We start from the raw sequence: 15,808 nt of genomic DNA, 5'->3' as shown, positions 1-15,808 counted from the left end.
ATCCTGGTTAAACCCCGCGCTTTATTCATTGGTCTGATCCTGCTGTGTTTGCTGGCCATCTGGCTGTCGTTGGCGCTAGGGCCGGTGAGCTTGCCGTTGTTCGACACCTTGCGTGCAGCCCTGCGGCTGGTGGGTGTACCGATCGCGCCCGACGGACTCGAACAGGCCGAGCTGATCCTCGGGCAGATTCGCTTGCCGCGAACCTTGTTGGGTTTGGCCGTGGGAGGTGTGTTGGCATTGTCCGGCGTGGCGATGCAGGGGTTGTTTCGTAATCCCCTGGCCGATCCGGGGCTGGTCGGCGTCTCCAGCGGTGCAGCATTGGGCGCGGCAATTGCGATCGTCGGTGGCTCTGTGTTTGGCGGTCTGCCTGAATCTTTCGGGGCTTATCTGTTATCGCTGTGCGCGTTTCTCGGCGGGCTCGGCGTGACGGCGTTGGTGTATCGACTGGGCCGGCGCAACGGGCAGACCCATGTCGCGACCATGTTGTTGGCCGGTATTGCGTTGACTGCGCTGGCCGGCTCCGCCGTGGGGCTGTTCACCTATCTGGCGGATGACGCGACGCTGCGCACCCTGACGTTCTGGAACCTGGGTAGTCTCAATGGCGCCAGCTATTCGCGGCTGTGGCCATTGCTGCTGATCAGTGTCGGCGTGGCGTTGTGGCTGCCGCGCCGGGCAAAGGCCTTGAATGCGTTGTTGCTGGGGGAATCGGAGGCCGGTCACTTGGGCATCGACGTCGAAGGGCTCAAGCGCGAATTGGTGTTTTGCACGGCGCTGGGTGTCGGTGCTGCGGTGGCTGCGGCGGGGATGATCGGGTTTGTCGGTCTGGTGGTGCCGCATCTGGTGCGACTGATGGCCGGCCCCGATCATCGGGTGCTGTTGCCGGCCTCAGTATTGGCGGGTGCCAGTCTTTTGTTGTTTGCCGATCTGGTGGCGCGACTGGCCTTGGCACCGGCCGAATTGCCGATCGGGATCGTCACGGCTTTTATCGGGGCGCCGTTCTTTCTGTATTTATTGCTCAGAGGGCGTGCCTGATGTTGCGAACGCAGAATCTGCAAATCCGTCGGGGCCGAAAGATTGTCCTGACTGACATTACGCTTGAGCTCAAACCAGGCGAAGTCCTCGGTGTGCTGGGACCTAACGGTGCCGGCAAGAGCACCTTGCTCGGCGCCTTGTGCGGCGAGTTACAGGCTCATCATGGCAGCGTCTGGCTCGACGAGCGCAAGTTGAGCGACTGGACCGGAGCGACGCGAGCACAGCGTTTGGCGGTATTGCCGCAGGTGTCGACCCTGGACTTCGCCTTTCGTGTCGAAGAAGTGGTCGGCATGGGCCGCTTGCCGCATCAAAGCGGTCGGGTCCGCGATGACGAGATCGTTGCCGCGGCATTGCAGGCTGCCGATGCCGGGCATTTGAGTGGCCGCAGCTATCTGGCCTTGTCCGGTGGCGAACGTCAGCGGGTGCATCTGGCGCGGGTTCTGGCGCAGCTCTGGCCGGGCGAAGCGGGGCAAACGTTGTTGCTCGATGAGCCAACGTCGATGCTCGACCCGCTTCATCAGCACACCACGTTGCAAGCCGTACGCGAGTTCGCCAATCGTGGCGCGGCGGTGCTGGTGATCCTGCATGATCTGAACCTGGCAGCGCGCTATTGTGATCGCCTGTTATTGCTCGAAGGCGGTCGCCCGGTGGCGCTCGATACACCGGAGCAGGTGTTGCGCCCCGAACCACTCAAGGCAGTGTTCGGGCTGGAAGTGCTGGTGCAGCAACACCCGGAGCGTGGGCATCCGCTAATCATCGCCCGCTGAGCTTTTTATAGGGATGAACACATGCGTGGGTTTTTGATGCTGGTCTTGCTGATGCTGAGTGCCTGTCAGCATGTTTCTGCTCCTCCACCGGTTGTCGGCGAGATTCGGGACTTGCGCAGCGGTCAGACCCTCACGGCAGAGGAACTGGTTGAGCGGTTGGAGTCGCCTTCACGGCTGATCGTGGGCGAGCAACATGACAATCGCGATCACCATCAACTGCAATTGTGGTTATTGCAGTCGCTAAGTGAGCGGCGACCTCAAGGCAGTCTGCTGCTGGAAATGCTCACGCCGGATCAACAGCTGCGCGTCGATGACGTTCGTCACGCCTCGACACCACCGGTGGATTTACCCGGTGCATTAGCCTGGCAGTCTGGTTGGGACTGGAATCTGTACGGGCCGATCGTTCGTTTCGCCCTGACCCAGCCATACCCGCTGCTGGCAGCCAATCTGGACACGTCTGAAATCCGTGCCGTTTACGCCAATCCTCCGGCATTGAGTGGTTCGCGTTCCAACGCAGCTGCAGTCAAGGACAAGTTACTGGAGCAAGTCAGCGACTCCCACTGCGGCCTGCTGCCGAAATCGCAGATGCCGGCGATGCTGGCGGTCCAGCAGCAACGTGACCGACGGATGGCCGAACGCCTGCTGGCTGCACCCACGCCTTCACTGCTATTTGCCGGCGCTTATCATGCGCGCAAGGATGTCGGCGTGCCGATTCATGTGCTTGATCTGGGAGCGCCTCAGGCGCCTGCGGTGTTGATGCTGGCGGAGCAGGGTGGCGAGGTCACCCCGGCCATGGCTGATTACGTCTGGTACACGCCTGCCACGCCGCCGCAGGATTACTGCGCGCAAATGCGTAAGCAATTTGGCAAGTGATCGAACGACTTTTCTCCAGGCAAAAAAAGACCCGGCAAGAGCCGGGTCAAATAACCGTGATTAGCCTGATGAGGAGATATCTGAGAGTCCGAACCAAGGGCTTTTCAAATATCGACCAGTCTCGCGACCAGTTGTGATAATCATAGCGATTCTCATTACCAAGTCAACCGCTGATTTCTCAATTATTTGAAATACGTTGTCCGTTCGTTTGAAACGCCCGTAATCATTGGGTTTCAGCCTGTGCGGTTGAGCGAACTCAGCTGAGTGATCTGCTTGTTCAGCAGGTCGATACGTCGGGCCATGCTCACGATCAGGCTATGGGCGATCTTCGGATTGCTTTGGGTCAGGCTGAGAAACAGGTCCTTGGGGATCAACATGACGGTGCTGGGTTCGCTGGTGATCACGCTGGCGTTACGCTTCTCGCCAGTGAACACCGCCATGGCACCGAAAATTTCGTCCTTGGGTACATCGCCGACTTTATGCCCGTCGACAAAGGCTTCGGCGTGGCCATCAATGATGACGAACACGTGATCCGGCTCATCGCCCTGACGGATCAACACTTTGCCACTGGCCACCCGCTGAAAGCCATTGGTGCTTTGAAACTCAGGTTGTTTCAGGCGGGCGACGGCGTCGGACAGCAGGGCGGACTGACCCGCCATGTATTGAACGAACAACTCCGAACGCTCCGGGTCAGCATAGATATGCTGAAAAACCTCGGATCGCAGGTAAGGCGTCAGTGCCAGAGGGCTGTCGCTGCGAAAGCGGCAGCGCGGTAATTCCACTCCCTGGCGCAAGCCGATCAGATCTCCCTCGTGCAGATAGAACAATGCCCGATCGTCGATGCATCCATGCAGCAGGCCATTGTTCAGCACAAACAGTTGATTGCCGGGTAACAGGACGGCCAGATCATCGACGGCTGAAAATTCCAGGCTCGGTCCGCAGGGCATCAAACCTTCCAGCAGCCGGACGGGAATATGTTGCAGTCGGTTGATCAGCGCGTCGGCGTAAGCCGGTTGTTCCCCAAGTAGGTACATGGCTGCTGCGTCCGTTCAGTTCTTGTGACGTGACGAGATAGCTTCCAGCTGTTTGTTCAAGGCGTCCTTGCGCTCGGCGGGAATGTCATTCCAGTGCACATCCATCAGGGCACCTTCGATGGCATACAACAACACCTTGGACGCCCGAAACCCGCGCGTGCGCACGGCCCGATAAGCATCCACCGCCCCCAGGCGACGCAAGTCCGAGGCGCTGTGGATGCCCACGGCATGCAGCCACTGCGCCGACGTCTTGCCAAGATTCTTCAGGTGCTGCAGTTCATCATTCATCAAGCCTCCTTGCGACGGCCGAACGGTGCGTGGGCGAGCCTCTCAGGAGTGTAGCCATCAGTAGGAAAAGCGTGATTGTTTGGTCGGTTTCGACGCAAAAGCTTCTAAGAGACGAAGTCCCGAAGCTGCATGACAGTCCGCGAACGCGGTAGGAAGAGAGGGCGGCGGAATCAGGTTTCCAGGCAAAACAAGCCCGGCGTTCAGCGCAAAGCGGGGGCGCCGAACGTGTCAGTCAAAGGTCGCATTCAGCGGGTGCGATATCGCAGGCGTGTACCGAAATTCATCGACATCAGGATCTCGTCAGCACTCAGTTCTGGCGGGAAGTAGGCGCCTGAGATCTGTGCGTGAGCAAGGCTCGCGCCTTGCAGGGAAGCGTTGCGAAAGTCGATGCCGCGCAAGTCGGCGGAGCGGAAATAGGCATCGGTAAAGTCGACGCCGTCGGCGTTCAGTTCACGCAGATCCAGTCCCCGGAAATCGCCACCGACCATGTCGATAGGTCCGTCTTTGGGGCGCTCGTTGTTGAAACCTGTGATGTCGTCTTTGTGCAGCAACGCATAAAGCGGGGTGTCGAGAAGTTTCGGCTGGCTCATGTCACATCACCTGTTGGTTTTGTGACGCCATTATAGTGCCACTATTTGGCAGTCGTGAAGCCAGCGAAGGCTTCACGGCTGAAATAGTTTCTTACAGACCCGGCAGGCGCTGGCGAATCTGTGCAACGACGGTGTCGAGGGTTCCGCTTTCATTGGTCTGAATGCGTTTGCTGCAGAGAATCTCTGCTGGCGTCAGAGCCTCACGAGTGGCTTGCTGGGCTTCGATAATGGCCAGGTTGGCGTCGGACGGGTCCTTTTTTTCTGCCTTACGCAGAGCCAGCCAGCTCTCGATCACCGCTTGCGGCGCATTGCAATCGAGGATCAGGAAGGGCGCGCCGGTGGCTTCGGCAATTTTCGCTGCGCCGTCACGCTGGTCGCGCTTGAGGTAAGTGGCATCGACTACCACCGGGAAACCAGCGCGCAGGATCACGGTGGCAATTTCATGCAGGCGGGTGTAAGTGGCGGCGCTGGCGTCGGCACTATAGATGCCGGCCTGAGGGTCGTTTGGCATGGTTTGTTCGCCGAACAGACGTTTGCGCTCTACATCGGAACGCAGGCGAATGGCGCCCAACGCTTCCACCAGACGCATGGCCACGTGGCTCTTGCCGACGGCAGAAACACCGTGGGTGATGGCCATGAAGCGCGAAGGAATGGTGCTGTAGCTTTCCGCCAGGTTGGCGTAATTGCGGTACTGGCGCAGGGTGGTGGCTCGCTGCACCGGGTCGGCCTCGGCCGGCATGCTGAACAGGCTGACCTTGGCGCGAACCAGTGCGCGGTAGGCTTTATAGAAGTTCAGCAACTCAAGGCCCTGGTAATCGCCGGTCAGTTCCAGGTATTGGCTGATGAAGCGACGCGCCAGACTCTTCAGGCCGCGGTCTTCCAGGTCCATCGCCAGGAAACCGGTGTCGGCGTAAACGTCGGTGAAGCGGAACGGTTCGTTGAACTCGATGCAGTCGAAGATCACGACCTTGCCGTCGATCACGGTGGCGTTGCCCAGGTGGATGTCACCGTGGCATTCGCGGATGAAACCGTCGGCCTTGCGCTGGGCGAACAGTGGCTTGAGGCGTTCGAAGCTGCTTTCGGCCCAGGCTTGCAGCGCATCAAGTTGCAGCAGATCGACCTTGTCGCTGAGGAACGGGCGGATCTGTTCGAAGTTCTGGCGCACCGGCGCCATCACGCTGTCCGGCGTGCCGGCTTCGTGTTCGGCAGGCACTTTCGGTGCGCTGAGGTGGAATTGGGCGATCTGCGCGGCCATCTCGTCGATGTGCAAGGGGGTCAATTCGCCGTTGGCTTGCAGCGTGCTGAGCAGCTGGCTCTGTGGGAATTGACGCATTTTCAGTGCGTAATCGACGACCGGACCCTCGCCGCCCAGTTGTGGGGCTTCGGCGCTGCCGGTGATTGGCAGCACTTCGAGGTACAAATCATTGGTCAGGCGCTGGTTAAGACGCAGCTCTTCCCCGCAAAAATGCTTGCGAGCGTCGAGGTTGGTGAAATCCAGGAAGCCGAAATTCACTGGCTTTTTCACTTTATAAGCAAAGGGGCCGGTGAGGATTACCCAGGAAATATGGGTTTCGATGACCTGGAACCCGTCTACGGGATGCGGGTAGAGGGCCGGGTTTTGCAGGGCAGCGATCAGGGACTGGCTCACAGGCGATCCTTCAGAGTCTGGGGAAAATTCACGGCCGTCATTATGGCCGCAAGTCCGTCTGACGCAAACCTCGGAGGGCTCCTGTTGAGTATGAATAAAGTGCGTATAATCCGCCGCCATGACTCGTACTCGATCCCCCCGCACCCCAAAAAAACCACCTTCCAAGGGCCTGCGCCCCTGGCTGGGCTGGGCCCTTAAACTCAGTCTGGTCGGCCTTGTGGTGCTGGCCGGGTTCGCGGTTTACCTCGACGCGATCGTCCAGGAGAAGTTCTCCGGCAAGCGTTGGACCATTCCGGCCAAGGTGTACGCACGCCCGCTGGAGCTGTTCGTCGGACAAAAGCTCAGCAAGGACGATTTTCTGACCGAGCTCGATGCCTTGGGCTATCGACGTGAAAGCGTGAGCAATGGACCCGGCGCGGCGGCGGTCAGCGGCAATACCGTCGACTTGAATACCCGTGGCTTCCAGTTCTATGAAGGCATGGAGCAAGCGCAACCAGTACGGGTGCGTTTCTCTGGCGACTACGTGGCCGAACTTTCGGCGACCAACGGTTCGAAACTCTCTGTGGTGCGGTTGGAACCGCTACTGATTGGCGGGATTTACCCGAAAAATCTCGAAGATCGCATTTTGATCAAAATTGATCAGGTCCCGCCGTATTTGCTGGAAACACTGGTCGCTGTGGAAGACCGGGATTTCTACAGCCACTGGGGCGTGTCGCCCAAGTCGATTGCCCGAGCCATCTATGTCAACACCTCTGGCGGCAAGATGACCCAGGGCGGCAGTACGCTGACGCAACAATTGGTCAAGAACTTCTACCTGACCAGCGAACGCAGCCTGACCCGTAAACTCACCGAAGCCATGATGGCGATGTTGCTTGAGCTGCATTACGACAAACGAGAAATTCTTGAGGCTTACCTCAATGAAGTGTTCGTCGGTCAGGATGGGCAGCGCGCGGTGCACGGTTTCGGCTTGGCAAGCCAGTTTTTCTTCGGGCAGCCGTTGTCTGAACTGAAGCTGCATCAAGTCGCGATGCTGGTGGGCATGGTCAAGGGGCCGTCCTATTACAACCCTCGTCGCAACCCTGAACGGGCGCTTGAACGGCGCAATCTCGTGCTCGATGTACTTGAGCAACAAGGTGTTGCCACCGCCGATCAGGTCGCTGCTGCGAAGAAAATGCCACTGGGTGTGACGACTCGCGGCAAGCTGGCCGACAGCTCGTTCCCCGGCTTCCTCGATCTGGTCAAGCGTCAGTTGCGCGAAGACTATCGCGACGAAGATTTGACCGAGGAAGGCTTGCGGATCTTCACCAGCTTCGACCCGATCCTGCAGATGAAAGCCGAAGCGTCGGTCAACGACACCTTCAAACGTCTGGCCGGACGCAAAGGCTCCGATGACGTTGAAGCCGCCATGGTCGTGACCAATCCGGAAACCGGCGAAGTCCAGGCCATGATCGGCAGTCGTCAGGCGAGTTTTGCCGGATTCAACCGTGCACTGGATGCCGTACGACCGATCGGTTCGTTGATCAAGCCGGCGGTGTATCTGACAGCCCTTGAGAAGCCGAGTCAGTACACATTGACCAGTTGGCTGTCGGACGAATCTTTCTCGATCAAAGGCGCGGACGGTCAGGTCTGGAAACCGCAGAACTATGATCGTCGTTCCCATGGCACCGTTTTCCTGTACCAGGGCCTGGCACATTCCTACAACCTGTCGACCGCCCGTCTCGGGTTGGCGGTGGGCGTGCCGAATGTCCTGAAGACCTTGGGGCGCCTGGGCATAACTCGAGAGTTTCCGGCATTCCCGTCGATGTTGCTGGGGGCCGGTGGAATGACCCCGATCGAAGTGGCGACCATGTACCAGACCCTGGCCAATGGTGGTTTCAATACGCCGATGCGCGGGATCCGTAGCGTATTGACCGCCGAAGGCGAACCGCTCAAGCGTTATCCGTTCCAGATTCAGCAACGTTTCGATCCGGCCTCCATTTACCTGATCCAGAGCGCCATGCAGCGGGTCATGCGTGAAGGTACCGGCAGTTCGGTTTACAACGTGTTACCAAAAACCCTGACGCTGGCCGGCAAGACCGGCACCAGTAACGATTCGCGGGACAGCTGGTTCGCCGGTTTCAGTCAGGACCTGCTGGCAGTGGTCTGGCTGGGTCGCGATGACAACGGCAAGACACCATTCACCGGTGCCACCGGTGCGCTGCAGGTCTGGACCAGTTTCATGCGCAAGGCCGATCCGTTGCCGCTGGACATGCCGCAGCCAGACAATATTGTTCAGGCCTGGGTAGATTCGCGTACCGGACAAGGCTCTGATGCTAACTGTCCAGGTGCGGTGCAGATGCCGTATATTCGCGGCAGTGAACCGCCTCCCGGCGCCGCTTGCGGTGGCGGAGTTCCTGCTTCCGTTGAAACGGTGATGGATTGGGTCAAAGGCTGGATGAATTAAGCAAAGAGGGTTTCAAGTGAACAAGTGGTTGATTCCAGCGGTTACCGCCGTGGCTTTGCTCAGCGGTTGCTCCACCGTACAACGTGGTTCGATTCCGGTTGTGGATTCTGGTAGCGGCGTTTCGAACAGTGAGCGGATTCAGGCGAATGGCGGTTTCCGTCAGACGACAACTAAACGTCCTGCGCAAGCCCAAACTCAGGCGATTCCACAAGGTGACACGGGTGTAGTCGTGATGGTGCCAGGTGGCGGCGCGGTGACGTCGGCACCGATCAGCACTGCACCGATCACGCCAGGCCCGATTACCCCGGGGCCGATCGATAATGCGCCGGTCCAGTCGGCACCGATCAATCAGGGCAGCTACAGCATGCCGTCGACGCCGAGCGGAATTCCTTCGGCGAATTCTGGTGGCTTGTCTGCCGACGAGCAATTGGACGGTCCGGTTCTGGCCTTGCTGACTACTGCTCAGCAGCAACAGGCGAGCGGTGATCTCAACGGTGCTTCCTCCAGCCTCGAGCGCGCCCAGCGTGTCGCGCCACGTGAGCCGCAAGTGCTTTACCGTCTGGCTCAGGTGCGCATGGCTCAAGGCGATGCGCCACAAGCCGAGCAGTTTGCTCGTCGTGGCCTGACCTTCGCCAATGGTCGCCCGGCACTTCAGGCCAGCCTGTGGGAATTGATCGCTCAGGCGCGTGAGAAACAGGGTGATTCCGCGGGTGCAGCATTGGCTCGTCAGAAGGCCAAGGTTTCGCTGTGATGGATGCACGCTTTCCGAAGATTGCCGAACAGCTGCTGTTGATCGAGCGCGAGCTGCGGGTTCAGGGATGGTGGGACGAAGTCTCGCCCTCCGCCGAAGCGCTTTCCAGCGTCGAGCCATTCTCGGTCGACACGCTGGATTTCGAGCAGTGGCTGCAATGGATCTTCCTTCCGCGGATGAAGGTGATCCTCGAGCAGAATCTGCCCTTGCCAAACGCTTCGGGAATTCAGGAGATGGCCGAAATGGTCTTCGCCGCCCGTAATGTCCAGGGCAAGGACCGGCAGCTGCAGGTACTGCTCAAAGAGTTTGACCTACTGATCACAGCCTCCCGCTAACTCCGATCCTTTGTAGGAGCTATGTAGGAGCTGTCGAGTGAAACGAGGCTGCGATCTTTTGATCTTGTTTTTAAAGCAACATCAAAAGATCGCAGCCTCGTTTCACTCGACAGCTCCTACAGGTATCTACTGGCAGTTATTCGCAATCTGTTTCTGTGCTTCACCAATGCGCTCCTGACGTTGCTGGTCGGTCAGGCGGCGCGTCTCACCTTCGACATCCTCCCGTATTCGCGGATTGTTCTGCAGTTGAGCCAGGTTCGTTCGCGCCTGTTCGCAGAACACTTTCAGCTGGGCTTGCTGTTCGGCGACCTGCTTTTTCACTTTTTTGTCGATGGCCTGTTGATCGCCAATGGCGCCGCTGCGTGGCAGTGGGGCCTGGTTGCTGGCTGGCGCGGAGGGTGTGACCACGGTGGTGGCTTCCCGGTCTTGGGGTGGTTGGGCGTCGAAGTGGGTAATGCCCTGAGCGTCGACCCACTTGTAGATCTGAGCGGCCATGCATAAAGGGCTGATCAGCAGAGTGACCATGAAGAAGATCGTTCGCATGCCTTTTCCTTGTCATGGGTTGCGCAATTGAAGCTAACACAGTTGCTGTTTAGCGGTTTTTTCTTGCTTTCTCATGTGCTTACTTCAATAAAGCACATAGACGACTTGACTTGGAGAGGACGAAACAGAAGAATCCAAAGTCCGCTGTAGAGGGACTGCCAGAAGCAGACCCGCTCAGCAGATCATGAGGCGCACATCCGCGCCGACCTGTTACACCCGCAACGCGTTACCTCGCGCTGGGTGGGAAAGGCCCGCAACACTTGGGACGATCCCAATACTTGCTCAGTCAGTGCTGACGTAGTCGGCGACCACCGTCGCTCATGCTCTGCTGAGAAGTAAACCTATTAAGACCCGTCCTCTGTTATGTGGGCGGTATTCTGGCGTTTTAGAGGTGAACAACGTGGAGCTTTTATCTGGCGGTGAGATGATCGTCCGCTTTTTGCGTGACGAAGGCGTCAAGTATATCTATGGGTACCCGGGTGGTGCCGCATTGCATATCTATGACGCGCTGTTCAAAGAACCAGCCGTTCAACATATTCTCGTACGTCATGAGCAGGCTGCCACTCACATGGCTGACGGCTATGCGCGCGCAACCGGCAAGGCTGGCGTCGTACTGGTGACTTCAGGTCCCGGCGCGACCAACGTGATTACCGGTATTGCCACCGCGTACATGGACTCGATCCCAATGGTGATCCTGACCGCCCAGGTGCCTAGCACCATGGTCGGTACTGACGCGTTCCAGGAAACCGACATGATCGGTATTTCCCGGCCGATCGTGAAACACAGTTTCATGATCAAGCATGCGTCGGAAATCCCGGAAGTCATGAAAAAGGCCTTCTACCTGGCGCAGTCCGGTCGTCCTGGTCCTGTCGTTGTCGACATTCCGAAAGACATGACCAACCCGGCCGAGAAATTCGAATACATCTTCCCGAAAAAAGCCAAGCTGCGTTCCTACAGCCCGGCGGTTCGTGGTCACTCGGGGCAGATCCGCAAAGCCGTGGAAATGTTGTTGGCGGCCAAGCGGCCGATCATCTATGCCGGCGGTGGCGTCATTCTGGGTAACGGCTCCGAGCCATTGACCGAGTTGGCGCAACTGCTGAACGCGCCGGTCACCAATACCTTGATGGGCCTTGGCGCCTATCCGGGCAGCGACCGCCAGTTCCTTGGCATGCTGGGTATGCACGGCAGCTACACCGCCAACCTGGCGATGCACCATGCGGACGTGATCATGGCAGTCGGCGCGCGTTTCGATGACCGTGTTATCAACGGCGCGTCGAAGTTCTGCCCAAGTGCCAAGATCATCCACATCGATATCGACCCGGCTTCGATCTCCAAGACCATCAAGGCCGATGTTCCTATCGTAGGTCCGGTGGAAAGTGTATTGACCGAAATGGTCGCTACCTTCAAGGAAATCGGCGAGACCCCTAACAAGGACTCGGTCGCTGCCTGGTGGAAGCAAGTTGAAGAGTGGCGCGGTGATCGCGACATGTTCCCTTACAACAAGGGTGACGGCAGTATCATCAAGCCGCAGACCGTGATTGAAACTCTGTACGAAGTGACCAAGGGCGATGCCTATGTGGCTTCCGACGTGGGTCAGCACCAAATGTTCGCGGCGCAGTACTACCGCTTCAACAAGCCAAATCGCTGGATCAACTCCGGTGGTCTGGGCACGATGGGCTTCGGTTTCCCGGCAGCAATGGGCGTGAAACTGAGCTTCCCGGACGCTGATGTGGCGTGTGTGACCGGTGAAGGCAGCATCCAGATGAATATCCAGGAGCTGTCGACCTGCTTGCAGCATGACTTGCCGGTGAAAATCATCCTGCTCAACAACGGTGTGCTCGGCATGGTCCGTCAGTGGCAGGACATGAGCTATGGCGCGCGTCACTCACACTCCTACATGGAATCGTTGCCGGACTTCGTCAAGTTGGCTGAAGCCTACGGTCACGTCGGTATGCGCATCACGGACTTGAAAGATTTGAAGCCGATGATGGAGCAAGCGTTCGCCATGAAGGATCGCCTTGTGTTCATCGACATCAAAGTCGACGCTGGCGAGCACGTCTATCCGATGCAGATCAAAGACGGCTCCATGCGCGATATGTGGCTGAGCAAGACGGAGCGTACATAATCATGCGGCACATTATTTCCTTGCTTCTGGAAAACGAACCGGGTGCTCTGTCTCGTGTAGTCGGCCTGTTCTCGCAGCGCAACTACAACATCGAAAGCCTGACCGTGGCACCTACCGAAGACCCGACCCTGTCGCGTCTGACGCTGACCACGGTTGGCCACGATGAGGTTATCGAGCAAATCACCAAAAACCTGAACAAGCTGATCGAAGTGGTCAAGCTGGTCGACCTGTCGGAGAGTGCTCACATCGAGCGCGAACTGATGCTGGTCAAGGTCAAGGCCACCGGCGCCCAGCGCGCCGAGATCAAACGCACTACCGATATTTATCGTGGGCAGATCGTTGACGTCAGCGCTAGCGTGTATACCGTTCAATTGACCGGTACCAGCGATAAGCTCGACAGCTTCATTCAGTCCATTGGCACCGCCTCGATTCTGGAAACCGTCCGCAGCGGCGTAACCGGTATTGCCCGCGGCGACAAAGTACTCAGCATCTAAACCAAATTAGCGAATGGCCTGAACGGCCTGGATATATAGGGGAATTTCATGAAAGTTTATTACGAAAAAGACTGCGACCTGTCGATCATCCAGGGCAAGAAAGTTGCCATCATCGGTTACGGTTCCCAGGGCCACGCTCAAGCGTGCAACCTGAAAGACTCCGGCGTTGACGTTACTGTTGGTCTGCGTAAAGGTTCGGCCACTGTTGCCAAAGCCGAAGCTCATGGCCTGAAAGTGACCGACGTTGCTTCCGCCGTAGCGGCTGCCGACCTGGTCATGATCCTGACCCCGGACGAGTTCCAGTCCGCTCTGTACAAGAACGAAATCGAGCCGAACATCAAGAAAGGCGCCACCCTGGCCTTCTCCCACGGTTTCGCGATCCACTACAACCAGGTTGTTCCGCGCGCTGACCTCGACGTGATCATGATCGCGCCGAAAGCGCCGGGCCACACCGTGCGTTCCGAGTTTGTCAAAGGCGGCGGCATTCCTGACCTGATCGCTATCTATCAGGATGCTTCCGGCAACGCCAAAAACGTTGCGCTGTCTTACGCCGCTGGCGTTGGTGGCGGTCGTACCGGCATCATCGAAACCACCTTCAAGGACGAGACCGAAACCGACCTGTTCGGCGAACAAGCCGTTCTGTGTGGCGGTACCGTTGAGTTGGTTAAAGCCGGTTTCGAAACCCTGGTTGAAGCTGGCTACGCGCCAGAAATGGCCTACTTCGAATGCCTGCACGAACTGAAGCTGATCGTTGACCTCATGTACGAAGGCGGTATCGCCAACATGAACTACTCGATCTCCAACAACGCTGAATACGGCGAGTACGTGACCGGTCCGGAAGTGATCAACGCCGAATCCCGTCAGGCTATGCGCAACGCCCTGAAACGTATTCAGGACGGCGAATACGCCAAGATGTTCATCAGCGAAGGCGCTACCGGCTATCCTTCGATGACCGCCAAGCGTCGTAACAACGCCGCTCACGGTATCGAAATCATCGGCGAGCAACTGCGCTCCATGATGCCGTGGATCGGTGCCAACAAGATCGTCGACAAAGCTAAAAACTAAGTCGCGCACTTGTACGAAAAACGCGGCCTAGGCCGCGTTTTTTCGTTTGGGTGACCGGTTCTGGTATAAAGCTGCATCGTTTGCGGTCGAACCGTCGTCCCAGACACCTGTCCAAACTTTCCACCCCGTTGCAAGGTAATGTCCATGAGCGAACGTCCCGAAGAGCCAAACCAGGCTTCTGACGCCGAAAGCCTGCTGCCCATCGATGAACACATCGAGGAAGGGCATGACGCTGAAGGTCGTAAAGTCCGGCATCGTGGTATCTATCTTCTGCCGAATCTGTTCACCACTGCGAATCTGTTCGCAGGGTTTTATTCCATCATCAACTCGATGAGTGCCCAGAGCGCCTTGAGTGCCGGTGATTCGATTGGTGCGAGCAAGTATTTTGCTTTTGCAGCGATCGCGATTTTTGTCGCAATGGTACTCGACGGCCTCGATGGTCGCGTTGCCCGTATGACCAATACCCAGAGCGCCTTCGGTGCCGAGTACGACTCGCTGTCGGACATGGTCGCCTTTGGTGTCGCGCCGGCATTGCTGGCGTTCGGTTGGGCCTTGGGTGACATGGGGAAGGTCGGCTGGATGGTCGCCTTCATTTATGTAGCAGGCGCGGCGTTGCGTCTGGCACGTTTCAATACCCAGGTCGGCACTGCGGACAAGCGCTACTTCATCGGTCTGGCCAGTCCGGCTGCTGCTGGTGTTGTCGCAGGCATTGTCTGGGCGTTCAGTGATTACGGCATTCAGGGCTCGAAGATGTCGTTCCTGGTTGCGCTGATGGTCGCTGCCGCCGGCATGCTGATGGTCAGCAACATCAAGTACAACAGCTTCAAGGAGCTGGACTTGAAGGGGCGTGTACCTTTCGTGGCGATTCTCGCCGTGGTGTTGGTGTTTGCCGTGGTTTTCAGTGATCCGCCGCGCATCCTGCTGCTGGTTTTCCTCGCTTATGCAGCCTCTGGCCCGGTTCAATATCTGTTACGTCTTCGTCGGCACAAAAACGCTTAACTTCCCTCATACTCCGCAGTCTATTGGTGCATCTGTTCTCCAATGCTGCGGAGTTGTCATGCTGATCAAAGTCTCCAAAGCGTCTGACTGCCATGAGTCGGACGTCACGCCTGAGTCCTTCTATCTATCACGTCGCAATGTTCTCGGTGCCGCCGTTGCCGGTTTGGCTGTGAGCAGTCTGCCGCGTTGGGCCAGTGCTGAGGATGCTGCGCGTTATGCGGATGTCGAGCCTGGCAAGGCGCCTTCCTGGTTTGCCGAAAAACTGCCTTCTACCAAATGGGGGGCGGTCAACGTCAAGGATGAGGCGATCACGCCATTCAAGGATGCGACCCATTACAACAACTTCTACGAGTTCGGCACCGATAAAGGTGATCCAGCCGCCAACGCCGGCGCGCTGAAAACCGAGCCTTGGAGCGTGGTAGTAGACGGGGAGGTGGGCAAGCCGGGACGGTATGCACTGGAAGACTTCATGAAGCCTTATCAGTTGGAGGAGCGCATCTACCGTCTTCGCTGTGTAGAGGCCTGGTCGATGGTCATTCCATGGATCGGGTTTCCCATCTCGGCCTTGCTCAAGGAAGTCGAGCCGACTTCCAAAGCCAAATTCATTCGCTTCGAAACCCTGGAAGATCCCAAGAGCATGCCCGGGCAACGTTCCGGTTTTGCCTTGATCGACTGGCCTTATGTGGAAGGGCTGCGTCTGGATGAGGCGATGAACCCGTTGGCGATTCTTGCTGTGGGTATGTATGGACGGGAGTTGCCTAATCAGAACGGCGCGCCTCTGCGTTTGGTGGTTCCGTGGAAATACGGCTTCAAGAGCATCA

Annotated in this window: 16 protein-coding genes (1 of these 16 cut by a window edge); 11 read left to right on the top strand and 5 right to left on the bottom strand. The window is 57.9% G+C overall.

The features are described from left to right. Nucleotides 1–48 precede the first annotated feature (48 nt). From ACYZTW_RS28605 to ACYZTW_RS28595, 3 genes are read left to right on the top strand one after another with little or no spacing between them, the layout of a single operon-like run. Nucleotides 49–1,032 carry a FecCD family ABC transporter permease gene (locus ACYZTW_RS28605; protein WP_462005857.1) on the top strand — a complete coding sequence of 328 codons (984 nt, stop codon included), beginning with the start codon at nucleotides 49–51 and terminating at the stop codon, nucleotides 1,030–1,032. Beyond that, nucleotides 1,032–1,799, top strand: coding sequence for a heme ABC transporter ATP-binding protein (locus tag ACYZTW_RS28600; RefSeq protein WP_462002720.1), 768 nt, complete (start codon nucleotides 1,032–1,034; stop codon nucleotides 1,797–1,799). Before ACYZTW_RS28605 ends, ACYZTW_RS28600 begins: the two co-directional genes overlap by 1 nt. A gap of 21 nt (nucleotides 1,800–1,820) precedes the next feature. Next, nucleotides 1,821–2,672, top strand: a complete 852-nt coding sequence (locus ACYZTW_RS28595) for a ChaN family lipoprotein (RefSeq protein ID WP_462002719.1) — start codon at nucleotides 1,821–1,823, stop codon at nucleotides 2,670–2,672. Between the two features lie 233 nt (nucleotides 2,673–2,905). On the opposite strand, the gene ACYZTW_RS28590 is transcribed toward ACYZTW_RS28595, so the two are convergent. From ACYZTW_RS28590 to ACYZTW_RS28575, 4 genes are all read right to left on the bottom strand, one after another. Further along, nucleotides 2,906–3,706 (bottom strand): Crp/Fnr family transcriptional regulator, encoded by an 801-nt coding sequence (locus ACYZTW_RS28590; protein WP_462002718.1) that lies wholly within the window; start codon nucleotides 3,704–3,706, stop codon nucleotides 2,906–2,908. Nucleotides 3,707–3,721: 15 nt separating this feature from the next. Beyond that, a complete protein-coding gene (locus tag ACYZTW_RS28585; protein ID WP_003228231.1) occupies nucleotides 3,722–3,994 on the bottom strand; it encodes a TfoX/Sxy family protein in 273 nt (90 codons plus the stop codon). 245 nt (nucleotides 3,995–4,239) lie between these two features. Further along, on the bottom strand, nucleotides 4,240–4,584 hold the full coding sequence (locus ACYZTW_RS28580) for a pentapeptide repeat-containing protein (RefSeq protein WP_462002717.1): 345 nt from the start codon (nucleotides 4,582–4,584) through the stop codon (nucleotides 4,240–4,242). Between the two features lie 91 nt (nucleotides 4,585–4,675). Next, entirely contained in the window at nucleotides 4,676–6,232 is a 1,557-nt protein-coding gene (locus ACYZTW_RS28575; RefSeq protein ID WP_462002716.1) for a bifunctional aminoglycoside phosphotransferase/ATP-binding protein, read from the bottom strand. Nucleotides 6,233–6,350: 118 nt separating this feature from the next. Here ACYZTW_RS28575 and mrcB point away from each other — a divergent pair, with 118 nt between their 5' ends. Genes mrcB through ACYZTW_RS28560 form a run of 3 tightly spaced genes read left to right on the top strand, consistent with a single transcriptional unit; the run spans nucleotide 6,351 to nucleotide 9,761 of the window. Continuing rightward, on the top strand, nucleotides 6,351–8,675 hold the full coding sequence (mrcB, locus tag ACYZTW_RS28570) for a penicillin-binding protein 1B (RefSeq protein WP_462002715.1): 2,325 nt from the start codon (nucleotides 6,351–6,353) through the stop codon (nucleotides 8,673–8,675). A 16-nt stretch (nucleotides 8,676–8,691) separates the two neighbouring features. Then, entirely contained in the window at nucleotides 8,692–9,426 is a 735-nt protein-coding gene (locus ACYZTW_RS28565) for a tetratricopeptide repeat protein (RefSeq protein WP_462002714.1), read from the top strand. Continuing rightward, nucleotides 9,426–9,761 (top strand): YqcC family protein, encoded by a 336-nt coding sequence (locus ACYZTW_RS28560; protein ID WP_462005856.1) that lies wholly within the window; start codon nucleotides 9,426–9,428, stop codon nucleotides 9,759–9,761. The genes ACYZTW_RS28565 and ACYZTW_RS28560 overlap by 1 nt, the downstream gene beginning before the upstream one ends. A gap of 126 nt (nucleotides 9,762–9,887) precedes the next feature. Here ACYZTW_RS28560 and ACYZTW_RS28555 read toward each other — a convergent pair whose 3' ends face one another. Next, on the bottom strand, nucleotides 9,888–10,304 hold the full coding sequence (locus ACYZTW_RS28555) for a DUF4124 domain-containing protein (protein ID WP_462002713.1): 417 nt from the start codon (nucleotides 10,302–10,304) through the stop codon (nucleotides 9,888–9,890). A 400-nt stretch (nucleotides 10,305–10,704) separates the two neighbouring features. Here ACYZTW_RS28555 and ACYZTW_RS28550 point away from each other — a divergent pair, with 400 nt between their 5' ends. From ACYZTW_RS28550 to msrP, 5 genes are all read left to right on the top strand, one after another. Further along, entirely contained in the window at nucleotides 10,705–12,429 is a 1,725-nt protein-coding gene (locus ACYZTW_RS28550; protein ID WP_140893792.1) for an acetolactate synthase 3 large subunit, read from the top strand. A gap of 2 nt (nucleotides 12,430–12,431) precedes the next feature. Then, the gene (gene ilvN / locus ACYZTW_RS28545; RefSeq protein ID WP_003176102.1) at nucleotides 12,432–12,923 is read left to right on the top strand and encodes an acetolactate synthase small subunit; all 492 of its coding nucleotides are present in this window, start codon (nucleotides 12,432–12,434) and stop codon (nucleotides 12,921–12,923) included. Nucleotides 12,924–12,971: 48 nt separating this feature from the next. Next, a complete protein-coding gene (gene ilvC / locus ACYZTW_RS28540; RefSeq protein WP_007948647.1) occupies nucleotides 12,972–13,988 on the top strand; it encodes a ketol-acid reductoisomerase in 1,017 nt (338 codons plus the stop codon). A gap of 144 nt (nucleotides 13,989–14,132) precedes the next feature. Continuing rightward, nucleotides 14,133–14,987, top strand: coding sequence for a CDP-diacylglycerol--serine O-phosphatidyltransferase (pssA, locus tag ACYZTW_RS28535; protein WP_008156794.1), 855 nt, complete (start codon nucleotides 14,133–14,135; stop codon nucleotides 14,985–14,987). Nucleotides 14,988–15,045: 58 nt separating this feature from the next. Beyond that, on the top strand, nucleotides 15,046–15,808 hold the 5' portion of the coding sequence (msrP, locus tag ACYZTW_RS28530; protein ID WP_462002712.1) for a protein-methionine-sulfoxide reductase catalytic subunit MsrP. The gene runs 251 nt beyond the window's last position; the window shows 763 of its 1,014 coding nt (coding positions 1–763); it begins with the start codon at nucleotides 15,046–15,048; its stop codon lies off the right edge, out of view.

The sequence above is a fragment of the Pseudomonas sp. LB3P25 genome, assembly GCF_054897985.1.
The sequence above is the reverse complement of the archived record's forward strand: the minus strand, read 5'-3'. Positions and strand labels throughout refer to the sequence as shown.